General features: G+C 60.4%; 9 protein-coding genes. 2 read left to right on the top strand and 7 right to left on the bottom strand.

Going from position 1 to position 12,550, the window contains the following annotated elements; genetic code table 11:
• Genes sseA through ACT54B_RS12590 form a run of 3 tightly spaced genes read right to left on the bottom strand, consistent with a single transcriptional unit; the run spans nt 1 to nt 2,666 of the window.
• Nucleotides 1-852, bottom strand: coding sequence for a 3-mercaptopyruvate sulfurtransferase (gene sseA, locus ACT54B_RS12600; RefSeq protein ID WP_476045288.1), 852 nt, complete (start codon nt 850-852; stop codon nt 1-3).
• 32 nt (nt 853-884) lie between these two features.
• Nucleotides 885-1,616 carry an alanyl-tRNA editing protein gene (locus ACT54B_RS12595; RefSeq protein ID WP_476045287.1) on the bottom strand — a complete coding sequence of 244 codons (732 nt, stop codon included), beginning with the start codon at nt 1,614-1,616 and terminating at the stop codon, nt 885-887.
• Between the two features lie 12 nt (nt 1,617-1,628).
• Nucleotides 1,629-2,666 carry a cysteine synthase A gene (locus ACT54B_RS12590; RefSeq protein WP_476045285.1) on the bottom strand — a complete coding sequence of 346 codons (1,038 nt, stop codon included), beginning with the start codon at nt 2,664-2,666 and terminating at the stop codon, nt 1,629-1,631.
• 247 nt (nt 2,667-2,913) lie between these two features.
• Here ACT54B_RS12590 and ACT54B_RS12585 point away from each other — a divergent pair, with 247 nt between their 5' ends.
• On the top strand, nt 2,914-3,693 hold the full coding sequence (locus tag ACT54B_RS12585) for an SDR family NAD(P)-dependent oxidoreductase (protein WP_476045607.1): 780 nt from the start codon (nt 2,914-2,916) through the stop codon (nt 3,691-3,693).
• 64 nt (nt 3,694-3,757) lie between these two features.
• Here ACT54B_RS12585 and ACT54B_RS12580 read toward each other — a convergent pair whose 3' ends face one another.
• The 4 genes from ACT54B_RS12580 to ACT54B_RS12565 all read right to left on the bottom strand — a co-directional run bounded on the left by ACT54B_RS12580 (nt 3,758) and on the right by ACT54B_RS12565 (nt 8,876).
• On the bottom strand, nt 3,758-5,017 hold the full coding sequence (locus tag ACT54B_RS12580) for a class I SAM-dependent methyltransferase (RefSeq protein ID WP_476045284.1): 1,260 nt from the start codon (nt 5,015-5,017) through the stop codon (nt 3,758-3,760).
• A gap of 18 nt (nt 5,018-5,035) precedes the next feature.
• Entirely contained in the window at nt 5,036-5,962 is a 927-nt protein-coding gene (locus ACT54B_RS12575) for a DUF1365 domain-containing protein (protein ID WP_476045283.1), read from the bottom strand.
• Nucleotides 5,959-7,311 carry an NAD(P)/FAD-dependent oxidoreductase gene (locus ACT54B_RS12570; RefSeq protein ID WP_476045282.1) on the bottom strand — a complete coding sequence of 451 codons (1,353 nt, stop codon included), beginning with the start codon at nt 7,309-7,311 and terminating at the stop codon, nt 5,959-5,961. Before ACT54B_RS12570 ends, ACT54B_RS12575 begins: the two co-directional genes overlap by 4 nt.
• Before the next feature lie 77 nt (nt 7,312-7,388).
• A complete protein-coding gene (locus ACT54B_RS12565; protein WP_476045281.1) occupies nt 7,389-8,876 on the bottom strand; it encodes a cryptochrome/photolyase family protein in 1,488 nt (495 codons plus the stop codon).
• A gap of 186 nt (nt 8,877-9,062) precedes the next feature.
• On the opposite strand from ACT54B_RS12565, the gene ACT54B_RS12560 reads away from it, so the two are divergent.
• Nucleotides 9,063-12,545, top strand: coding sequence for a cadherin-like domain-containing protein (locus tag ACT54B_RS12560; protein WP_476045280.1), 3,483 nt, complete (start codon nt 9,063-9,065; stop codon nt 12,543-12,545).
• The last annotated feature ends 5 nt before the right edge of the window (nt 12,546-12,550 follow it).

The following is a 12,550-nucleotide window of genomic DNA, read 5'->3' as shown; positions in this document are numbered from 1 at the left end:
TCACCGACCCGATGTTTCGACCGGGGTGTCCGCGAGGCCGCCCCATTCAGACCAGGATCCGTCGAAGAGCGAATTTTCCTCGTGGCCGAGCGAATGCAAGGCGAACGTAATCGCGGCGGCCGTTACGCCCGAACCACAGGTGGTGACCACCGGCTTTGCAAGATCGATGCCGGCCTGATCGAAGAGGGCACGCAGGCTCGCAAGATCCTTCAGTCTTCCATTTTCAGACAGCGTCGTGACCGGTACATTCCGCGCGCCGGGCATGTGGCCGCCGCGGAGGCCTGCACGGGGTTCCGGATCGGTGCCTGCGAAGCGGCCAGGGCTGCGGGCATCGGCAATCTGTATACGGCCTTCGGCAACGATGCCGCGCATCCCTTCGATAACGGTAACCCGCTCAGCGGCATAGCGCGGGATGAATGTTGCTGGTGCAGGTTCGGGCAGATCCGTTTCCAGCGGTCTCCCCTCTTTCTTCCAGCCATCGATGCCGCCATCCATCACATAGACCTTTTCTGCGCCCATGACCCGGAAGAGCCACCAGACCCGAGGCGCGGTGAAAAAGCCCGGGCCGTCATAGACGACAATGGTGTCCGTGTCCCGGATACCGAGCTTTCCGACCGCTTCGGCAAAGGCTTCCGGGGAGGGGATGGTGTGAGGCAGGCCCGTCGAATGGTCTGCAATGGCATCCTGATCGAAGAAAACCGCGCCGGGAACATGCCCCTCGCTATATTCGAGGGCACCGTTACGCCCCTGGGCCGGCAGGTACCAGGACGCATCCACGATGCGGAATTCGGGCGCATGAAGTTGCTTCTCGACCCAATCGGGCGTGACAGTGTAACGGCTTCTCTCGGTCATGACTTCATTCCTCGCTCGGCAGGAAACGCCCCTCAGGCCGACGCCGCACCGAAGCGGATCCTCAGCCGGCGATTCTCCTTGCCCTTCTTCTCGATCTTCGAGATGTGGATCATACCCACTTCCTGCGTTTCGGAAACATGCGTTCCGCCGCAGGGCTGGCTGTCGATGCTTGCATTCTCACCGATGGCAACCAGGCTCACCCGTCCAAGGCCCATGGGCGGCCTGACATTCTTGGACTTGACGATGCCGGGATTGGCCTGCAGTTCCTCGTCCGTGATCCACTGCACGTAGATCGGATGGTTCTCCTGCACGAGTGCCATCATCCGCGCGGTCACGTCTTCCTTTTCGACCTGTTCGGGCAGGTCGAAATCCACCCGCGATTCCTCTTCGCCAACGGCTGCTCCCGTAATGGGATAGGGCAGGACCACGGACAGGAGGTGGCAGGCGGTGTGCATGCGCATCAGCCGATAGCGACGGGACCAGTCTATGTGAAGGACCAGTTTCTCGCCCACGTCCGGACTGGCTTCGCCTTCAAGCGGCTTGTGAAGGATAATGTCCTTGGTCGCGCCGTGGCGGGTTTCGCCAAGTGCAATCTTCGAGCCGTCGGCCCGCTCCAGAAAGCCGGTATCGCCCGGCTGCCCGCCGGATGCGGCATAGAAGCATGTCTGGTCAAGCTCGATGCTGCCATCCTCGTGAACGGCAATCACCGTGCCCTCTGCTGTGGAAAGATAAAAATCGTCACGGTAAAGGGCACGGGTGTTCATGGGAAAGGGATCTCAGACAGGTTCGAAAGGTGGGGCGATGGCCGGCTTGTCCAGCAGCCATTCAGGAATCGGCAGGTTCTTCGAGCGCAGGAATTCCGGATTGAACAGCTTGGACTGATAGCGGTTGCCGTAGTCGCACAGGATGGTCACGATCGTATGGCCCGGCCCGAGATCGCGCGCAAGCCGGATGGCGCCCGCAATATTGATGCCTGACGAGCCGCCAAGGCACAAACCCTCTTCACGCACCAGATCGAAGACGATCGGCAGCGCTTCGCTGTCGGGGATCTGGTAGGCGTAGTCCGGCCGGAAACCTTCAAGATTGGCGGTGATGCGCCCCTGGCCGATCCCCTCGGTGATCGAACCGCCGGAGGATTTCAGTTCGCCATGGGCGTAATATTCATAGAGTGCGGCCCCTTCAGGATCGGCCAGACCGATCTTGATCCCGGGGTTCCGGGCCCGCAGGCCTTCCGCTACGCCGGCAAGCGTCCCGCCGGAGCCGACTGCACAGATGAAGCCGTCGACCTTTCCATCCGTGTCGCGCCAGATCTCCGGGGCGGTCGTATCGATATGGGCCTGTCGATTGGCCACATTGTCGAACTGATTGGCCCAGATGGCGCCGTTCGGCTCCTTGCGGGCGAACTCTTCCGCCAGCCGGCCGGAAAGGCGCACGTAGTTGTTGGGGTTCTTGTAGGGAGCCGCAGGCACTTCGACCAGTTCTGCGCCGAGGAGACGCAGTGCGTCTTTCTTTTCCTGGCTCTGGGTTTCCGGGATCACGATCACGGTCCGGTAGCCGAGGGCATTGGCGACAAGCGCGAGACCGATGCCGGTATTGCCGGCAGTCCCTTCCACAATGACGCCGCCCGGCTTCAAGGCTCCGGTCTTTTCCGCATGGCGGATGATCGAGAGAGCGGCGCGGTCCTTCACCGACTGGCCGGGATTGAGAAACTCCGCCTTGCCGAGAATCGTGCATCCCGTGGCCTCCGAGGGCCCTTTCAGGCGGATCAGGGGCGTATTGCCGATGGCATCCAGGACAGACTGACGAACGGACATGGAATCTCTCTTTTGCTGGTCTGAGAATAGGAAACGACTTTTCCGATCACAAGCCGCGCAACACAAGAAAATATCTTCCAACTCCGCCGGGAGGCGTGCAAAATTTAAGCAGTTTCAGCAACTTTTGCCGCCGGGTTCCCGTCCTGCACCGGGAGAAATCAAACCTCTTGCCCTCAAAAAACCCGCTGTTGCCGCCAAGCTCCGCTGTGGAGAGGCCAACCTCGATCGGGAAAAAAGGATGGTCCACATGAAAAAGGGAATGATAGCCCCGGAAGACGGAATCGTCTGGATCACCGGGGCCAGTTCGGGGATCGGACGCGCCCTGGCCTTGCGTTTGGCGGGCTATGGTTATCGGGTCGCCGTGACGGCACGCTCGCATGAGGCGCTCTATGCTCTTCAGAGGGAGGCGGGCGGCCTGTCCGGAAGCATTATTGTCCTTGAGGGAGACGTGAGTTCCGCCGAAGACATGGCGAGAGTGCTGACCTCCATCGAATATGACCACGGGCCGTTGGCCACCGCGATTCTCAATGCGGGGATCTATGTGCCGGTGCGCGGCTTCGATTTGCATCTCAAGGATTTCGAACGAACATTTGCGGTCAATCTGTCCGGCGTGGTCCATTGCCTTTTGCCAGCAATCCGCTCGATGAAGAGCCGCGGCCGCGGCCACATCGCCATTGTCTCCTCCGTGACGGGATATGGCGGATTGCCCACAAGCGCAGCCTACGGGGCAACGAAGGCGGCGCTGATCAACATGGCGGAAAGCCTGAAGTTCGATCTCGACCGGATGAACATCAAGATCCAGATCGTCAACCCTGGTTTCGTCGAAACGGCTGCCACGGCGGGAAACCGGTTTCACATGCCAGCGCTTCAGACCCCGGAGGAAGCCGCAGCCGCCATTCACCGGGGTCTCGCAAGCAGCTCCTTTGAAATCACTTTTCCGAAGCGCTTTACCTGGTTTCTGAAACTGCTGAAGCTCTTGCCTTACAGCCTGTATTTTGCTGTCGTCAGAAAAGTCACCCGATGGTGACTTTGTCGTCCCGGAGAAAACCCGGCTGCGGGGGCAGCCGGTGCAGGGGCCTCTGTCCAAAGCCCTATTTCTTGAGCACGATCTGCCGAACATCGATGTTGCCATCGCGGAAGCCTGCTTCGCAGTAAAAGAAGTAGAATTCCCAGAGGCGCTTGAAGCGTTCATCGAAGCCAAGCGGCTTCACCTTCTCCCAGACCGCCCAGAACCGCACGCGCCACTCTTCCAGGGTGCGGGCATAGTCGCGCCCAAATCCGAAATTGGAGGTCTGCGAGAGGCCTACTGATGCCGCAAGCTCTTTCAGATGCTCCTCCGTGGGCAGCATGCCGCCCGGGAATACGTATTTCTGGATAAAGTCCGGATTGGAGCGGTATTCGAGATAGGATTCCGGCTTGATCGTGATGATCTGCAATCCTGCACTCCCACCCGGCTTGAGGCATTCGGCGAGCTTGCCGAAATACACGGGCCAATATTGTTCGCCAACGGCCTCGAACATTTCGATCGAAACAATCTTGTCGTACTGGCCCTGCTCGTCCCGGTAATCCTGGAACTTGAAGTCGACCTTGTCACTGAGCCCGGCCTTGGCGATCCGGTCCCGGGCAAAGCCAAGCTGTTCCTTGCTGATGGTCAGTCCGGTAACGCGGCAGCCGATCTCCCGGGCGGCAAATTCTGCAAAACCGCCCCAACCGCAGCCAATTTCCAGCACATGATCACCAGGCTTGATGTCAGCGGCCCGGGCCAGAGCCCGATACTTCGCTGTCTGCGCCGCGGCCAGATCCGTAACGCCTTCTTCGTACAGCGCCGAAGAATAGGTCATCGTCGAGTCGAGCCATTCCCGATAGAAGGCGTTCCCCAGGTCGTAATGGGCCGAGATATTGCGCTTCGACCCCTCTTTCGTGTTCCGGTTCAGCCAATGGCGGAACCGTTCGATCAGACGGAAAAGCCCTCGGGCACCGTTCGAAAAGCGATCGCCGATATGACGGTTGGCCAGGAAAAGTTCGAGAAAGGCACCGACATCAGGGCTATCCCAGTCCCCGTCCATGTAGCTCTCGGCCACAGCGATCGTTCCGCCGGTGATGGCGCGCTGGGGAAGGTTCCAGTTATGCAGGGTCACGGCGGCGGCGGGCCCGGCTTCCCGCCCCTTGATGAACAGGCGTCGGCCATCGGGGATGGTCAGTTCCAGCGTGCCCTTGTCCATCTGGACGAGGCTTTTCAGAACCATCTGGGCTTTCGCCGGCAAACCTTTGAGAATACGCGATATGTTTTCGACCGAGACGTGTTCGACGCCCTTGCCAGTCGACCCATTCCAAACATGCGAGTTCGACATAGAACAATTCTCCAGCAATCATCGCTTGAGCTGCAGATGCAGTTCGCTCCCGCCGTCCGATGCCGGTCTGGAACCTGCCACATCCTCCTTAAGTCTAGGATGGAATGCGGCATTCGGCAATTGTGACGAATCGGGGGCAGAGTTGAATTTTCTTGATTCAGGTATGAATTTTGCGCCCTTGATCCAGAGTTTGAGCGCTTCCCAGTGGATTCCGCCAAGAATTGTTATGGGAAGAACCGAAATTTTTCCGCATAGGGCGATCAGCGTAGCTGTGGTCAGGGGTTTCATCCGGCCGCTGAAGGTGGCGGATAAGAGCGGGCCGTCCGGATCGGTTTCGAGAATCCGCCAGCGGATTTCCTTCCCCGGCGGAAGCATGCGGAAATGATATCGCATGTTCATCTCGACGAAGGGAGACACCCGGAAGATCTTTTTGGCCTGCTGGCGCAGACCGGCTTCGCTGATCATGCCATCCTCAACGGGACAGACATAGCGATGCAGACCGCCAAACGTGTTGCGAACCTCGTAGGTGAGGCCAAGCAGCCGGCCGCTGGCATCATAACCGTAGTAGACGGCAAGGGGATTGAACACCTTTCCGAAGATCCGGGGATAGCAGACAAGCAGGATGCGGGCGAGGGGCGCAGCCACCCCTCCCTTGCGGAAACGGGCTCGCGCCACCTCCAGAAGATCGGATTCGCCCGCGTCCAGATGGTCCTTTTCATGGAAGGATACCCAGTTGAAACGATTGACCGAGAACAGGGGTGAGAGCTTCGCGGCCTCCGCCAGACGTCCAAGATCGATCATGACCGACGACACGCCGTAGGAAAAGCGATGGCCGAAAGGCTTCAAGCGTTGATGCATGACGGTGCCGTCAAAGAGGCAAGCGGCGACATCCGGCGGAGCGCCATTGGCCTGGAGATCCGTGCCGCTGGACCGGATTTGCCTCATGCTGCTTCCCCGATCGCCGGCAGGGCGGCGTTCACGGCGGGCATCCAGGGCACGGTACCGCCCAGTGCGAGGGCCGCCTTGAGGCCAGATCGCAGTCCGTCCTCATGGAAACCGTAACCGGTCCATGCGCCCGCGAAATAACAACCCTGCTGACCCTGCAATTGCTCGAGAGCGGCCTGCGCCTTCATCGCTCGCGCATCGAACAGCGGGTGTTCATAGGTAAATTCGGCAAAGACCTTGGCTGGATCGGGCTCCCGGTCCGGATTGAGCGTCACGAAGAGCGGATAGTCCCTGTCGATACCCTGAAGCCTGTTCATCCAGTAGGTAACCGTCGCCGCGCCCGTATCGCTCTTGCTGGAGCGCAGATAGTTCCAGGACGCCCACACCTTGTCTCGCACCGGCATCAGGCTGCTATCGGAATGCAGCACAACCCGGTTGGGCTGATAGGGGATGGCCGAGAGCACATGCCGTTCCTCTTCCGTGGCGTCGGACAGCATGGACAATGTCTGGTCGCTGTGGCTGGCGAAGATCACCTTGTCGAAAACGGTCTCGGTTCCGGCCGTATCGGTGAGATGGACCTGCCCGTTCCGACGGCGGACATTGACGATTCCGCAATCAAGGCGCAGCCGGGACCCCAGTGGCGCGAGAAGCTTGTCGAGGTAGTTACGGCTTCCGCCCGTGACAGTACGCCACTCATGCGGCTTGGAATAGATCAGGCGGTGATTGTCGAAGAAGTTGACGAAATGCTCGGCGGGAAAATCGAGAAGCCGTGCGGCCGGGCTCGACCAGATCGCCGCCGCCATCGGAACGAGGTAATTATTGGTGAAGCCGGGCGAAAAGCCGCGCCAGTTCAGATAATCCCCGATGGAAAGACGGGTCAGGTGCCCCTCCTTCCGGTCGTGCAGGCATTGCCGGTTGAACCGCAGGATCTCCCGGATCATCAGGAGGAACGAGGGGCGAAGCAGATTCCTCTTCTGGGCGAACAGCGTTCCCAGATTGTCGCCGGACCATTCCAGCCGGCCCTGATCGAGCGAAAGCGCGAAACTCATGTTGCTCGCATGGGTCTTCACGTCGAGTTCGGCAAACAGGGCGGTTAGGTGCGGATAGGTGGCCTCGTTATAGACGATGAAGCCGGTATCGACGGAAATGGCCTTGCCGCGGTAATCAATATCCACGGTCGCCGTATGGCCCCCCGCGATCGCGTTCTTTTCGTAAAGGATGACATCGTGATGCGGATGAAGCGCCCAGGCTGCGGAGGCCCCGGATATGCCCGAACCGATCACCGCGATCTTTTGACGATGCGGCGCGGCCGGCTGTCCCCGGGAAAAGCTCTGAAAGCTGGCGTTCATGGTACCCCCTGATAACGTCTCTGCCCAAAGCGGGCTGTCTGATCGTAACCACAGACGGATGCCAATCCAGCGAAGTTTCAGTCCTGCCTCGTTTTTTTTATCGGCGCACCGTTTTCTCCCTTGATCTTCGAGAGAGCGGCGAGCGCCCGGTCCCGCGCCATGCGATGGTCGACAATGGCGTGCGGATAGGTTTTCCCGAGGGAAATTCCAGCTGCCTTCAGCTCGATCAGCGACGCTTCGAAAGGGCGGTGTATGCGGCTGTTCGGCAGACCGGCCAGCTCCGGAACGAAGCGGCGGATGTAAGCGCCGTCCGGATCGAACTTCTCCCCCTGCAGGATCGGGTTGAAGATACGGAAAAACGGAGATGCATCCGCCCCCGACCCAGCCACCCACTGCCAGCTGGCGGCATTGGAGGCAGGATCGGCATCCACGAGGGTATCGCGAAACCAGGCCTCACCGGCACGCCAATCGATCAGGAGGTCCTTGATCAGGAAGGACGCGACGATCATGCGGACGCGGTTGTGCATCCATCCATGCTGCCACAGTTGCCGCATGCCTGCATCGACGATCGGATATCCTGTCTGCCCCTTCTTCCACGCTTCCAGTCCCGCCTTATCCCGCCGCCACTCGAAGGCATCGAAAGCCGCCGTCCAGTTGCGACGGGGCAGCTCCGGGAAATGGTGGAGAAGATGGTAGGAAAACTCCCGCCAGACGATCTCTTTCAAATAACGACTGATATCCTCGCCGTCGGGCCCGTTCCTCTCGCCCTGCTGCCGTTCTTCGACCGCCGCCCAGATGCGCCGCGGCGATATCTCTCCGAGCGCAAGATGGGGAGACAGTCCAGACGTTCCATCCATACCCGGAAGATCTCTATTGACCGCGTAGCCCTTGAGCCCTCCTTCGACGAACCGGTGGATCCGTTCAAGCGCCCCGCTTTCGCCCGGAGTCCACTGGCTGGAGAAGCCGACGGCCCAGTCCGGATGTGTTGGCAGAAGATCGAACGTGGCGAGCGTTTCGCCTTGCGGCCAATGCGCGGGGTGCGTCCAGACATCGGGCGCGGCTCGAGGCGGCGAGGGTGGTGCCTGCTGGTTCAGGGCACGCCAGAAGGGCGTATAGACCCGGAACCCGCCCCCCTGACCGGTGCGCAGGGTCGCCGGGTCATGCAGGAGCGCCCCTGCGAAACGGTGGAGCGCAAGTCCTCTGTCTGAAAGCGTGGCCGCAACCCGGTCGTCCTCTGATTGGCCGGACGGGTCTGGCAGTGCCGTCACGGCCACCACATCCGCTCCGGTTTCGTCCGCAAGGCCGCACAGCACGGCTTCCGGATTGCCCCGCCTCAGAATCAGCCTGCTGCCCTTCTCCTGCAGTGCCTTGTCCAGCGCTTCGAGCGAAAAGTGGAGCCACCACCGTTGCGCGGACCCGAGCGGCGCATAAGGCGAACCCTCTTCTGCGAGAATGAAGAGCGGAATGACAGGCCTGCCGCTCTTCGCAGCCTTGATCAGCGCGATGTGGTCGTCCAGCCGGAGGTCCTTTCGGAACCAGAGAATGAGGGGGGAGGAGGATGCCAAGACAAGGCCCTTTCTGAATGCACTTCATGCGAGCCATCCGCCCGCAAGGCGAACGACGGAACCGGTACGGGGAAAGTTTCAGGCTTGGGGGTCTCGGGAGCGACGGACTAGTCCGTTTAAATATTAGAGTTAACGAATAATTCATTCTACCCTGACGGCCTGCCTAGCCAAGAGAGGTGCCCGTGCATGGATATATTTGTCAACACCGAAAAGCAGCCGGTGGTATCGTCCAATCAGGTTCCGGTGGGAACCGCCGATTACTTCACCGTTCCGCCGGGCAACAAGCTGGTCGTCTCCGCCGCCGCCGGCCTCCTTGCCAACGATACCGACGCCGAAAAGGACAGTCTTGTCGTGACCGACGTGGCGATCAAGTCGGGCCTCGGCACGATTGAGTGGATGCCGGACGGTTCCTTCACTTTCGTCGCGGAGGACGGCTATCGCGGGCCGGTAGAGCTCGAATACACGGTTTCCGACAAGCAGGTGCATGTCGTCGAGGTGGCAACCGACGAGTTTCTCGTCAATACGGAAACCGAGTTGACACAGGGAACGCCTGCCCTGACGGAGCTCGACGACGGCGGATTCCTCGTCGTGTGGACGGACTACAGCGGCAAGGGCGGCGATGCCAGCAACACCAGCATCAAGGGCCAGTATTTCGACGCGACCGGCCAGAAGAATGGCGGCGAGTTCCTGATCAACACGCTGACCAGCGGGAACCAGGTTTTGCCATCCGTCACCCGTCTGGCCAACGGGAACCTGATCGTCGTCTGGACGGATTATAGCGGTCAGAACGGCAGCACCGATATTGCCGGCCAGTTGCTGGACGGGAAGGGAAACAAGATCGGCAGCCAGTTCACGATCAATTCCTATCTCCCGAATTCGCAGTGGGCGCCCAATGTGATCGCGCTCCTCGACGGTGGATATATGGTCACCTGGCACACCCGGAACATTACCGACGCCTGGGGCGACATCAACAGCACCAGCATCAGCGGCCGGGTTTTCGATGCCGCCGGAAAGCCTGTCGGGAACGAGTTCCTGGTCAATACCCAGTGGGCGGGCAATCAGGAATATGCGTCGCTGGGCCGCCTCGCGGACGGCAAACTGGTCGCCGTCTGGATGGATCAGCAAGGAGATGACAGCGGGGAAGGCATCAAGGCGCAGCTGTTCACAGACAAGGGTGTCAAGCTGGGCGGAGAATTCCTCATCAACACCACGACTGCTGGACGGCAAGACGGCGCCGACGTTGCCGGTCTTTCCAATGGCAATTTTGTCGTGACGTGGTCCGATGTCAGCGGAAGCAAAGGGGAAGTGGCGGGGAGCGGTATCCGGGCGCAGATATTCAACGCCAAGGGCGAAAAGGTCGGCGAGGAATTCCTGGTAAACAGTGTGGTGGCCGGAAATCAGTTTTCCGTCTCGGTTGCCGCTCTGAAATTCGGTTACTTCGTTGCCGCCTGGACCAGCGAGATCGGAGACCTGAACTCCGACTACAATACCCTGAGCGTCAAGGCACAGATCTTCGATGCGTCCGGACGAAAGGTGGGCAAGGAGTTCCTCGTCAACACCAACACCACCAAGAACCAGACCGCCCCCGATATCACGGTGCTGAAGAACGGCGATTTCGTCATAACCTGGGACGACCAGAGCGGTACGCTGGGCGATACCAGCTTGAGCAGCGTGAAGGCAAAGACCTTCCACGTCAATTACGAGGCCAAAAGCACCGCGCACATAACCGTGACCAACAGTGCGCCTGCGGTCACGGGAACCCAGTCGCCGCTTCCGCGCGGAACCGAAGACACGGTTCTGATCCTGACAAAGGAAAAACTGCTGGAAGGCATCACCGATGCCGATGGCGACAAGCTTTCGATCAGCTCGCTTACCGTCCAGAACGCAAGCGTGGTGGAGGACTCGAACGGAAACTACCGCATCACCTTCACCGAGAATGTCAACGGAACACTGGCGCTCCGATACTTCGTCAGTGATGGTTTCGCCTTTCTGACCGTCAATCGGAGCATGATGGTAGACGCCGTCAACGATGCACCGATCCTGAAAGGAACGCGAACGCCACTGCCGGAGGCGAACGAGGACAGTGTCTACACAGTGCGCGCCTCGGATCTACTTGCCGGCTTTTCGGATGCCGACGGCGACGCACTCTCGCTCACGAACGTTCGCGCCGATCATGGACTGGTCCAGCAGAACAGGGACGGGAGCTTCACGGTCACGCCGGAGCCGGATTTCACCGGAACGATGACGCTTTCCTTCGTGGTGACGGATGGCCGGGGCGGGCAACTGAATGCGACTGCGACCTACACCGTGACCGGCGTCAACGATGCGCCTGTCGTGACCGGCCAGAGGCCGGGCGTCTATCGACTGGCCAACGGTGAGAGCCTCAAGATACCGCTCGCCGATCTGCTGGCCGGGATCACCGACGCGGACGGCGACGCGCTGGCGATAAAGGACATGCAGGCCGATCACGCCGGGCTCCAGTTCAATAACGATGGCAGCGTGACCGTCACGCCCGATGCCGGTTATGTCGGCAGTCTCAACCTCACCTATACGGTGGCGGACCGTAACGGCGGGCAGATACGCGCATTGCTCACGGCCGATGTTGCTGCCGCCAACCGCGCCCCCGTCGTCACGGGCACGAGGGCGGTTCTGCCGACGCTGGAACCGGGGAAGAGCGTCACCGTTTCGGCGACCGACCTGCTGGCGGGGATAACCGATCCGGACCGGGACCAACTCACCGTCAACGGTTTGAAGGCGGACCACGCGACGGTGACGAAAAACATCAATGGCACCTATAGTCTGACCGCAGATGGTGGATACATCGGCCCTTTGGTGCTCACCTACACGGTCTCCGACGGGAAAGGCGGTGACCTGCCGGCCAGCCTCTCGACCTCCGTGAAAGCGAACCCCAATCCGCCGACCGACATCCGCCTTTCGGCACAGGTCGTTCAGGAGAATGCGAAGCCGGGGACGGTTGTGGCGATGCTGACCGGCATCGATGCGGATGGGGTGGGGGGACTGACCTACAGCCTCGTGAAGGATGCCTCCCGTTCCTTCGAGATCGTGGGCAACAGGCTGCTCTTGAAGACGGGGGCGAGCCTCGATTACGAGCGGGCGGCGGTGGTGCCCATCACGATCCGGGTCACCGATTCCACCGGCCTGAGCTTCGACAAGAATGTGAGCCTGCGGATAACGGATGTCAGCCCCATCATAAGGGGCACGCCGAAGCCGGACACGCTCTCGGGAACGGCGGAAAACGATTCCCTCTTCGGAGGCGGGGGCAACGACCGCCTGAACGGAGGCGCTGGCGCAGACCGGCTGATCGGCGAGGACGGAAACGACATCCTGACGGGCGGGCAGGGGCAGGATGTCTTCCGGTTCTCGGCGCCAAAACAGAATGGCCGCGACACGATCACCGATTTCGCGTCCCGGATCGACAAGCTGGAATTTATCGGCCGCGATTACGGTCTGAAAGCCGGCGCGACTCTCAAGGCAGGCCAGTTTCATCCGGGCAAGGGCGCCGTGGGAAAAGAAGCGCAATTCTTCTTCGATTCCGTAAGCCATACACTCTTCCACGATGCCGACGGCACCGGCAAGGCGGCCGCTTTTGCCATAGCCACGCTTCAGAACGTCAAGTCCCTCTGGGCGGGGGATTTCTTCTTCATCTGAGGGAC

The organism is Gellertiella sp. DMC107, assembly GCF_056313605.1.
This window is presented reverse-complemented; position numbering and strand designations above follow the sequence as displayed.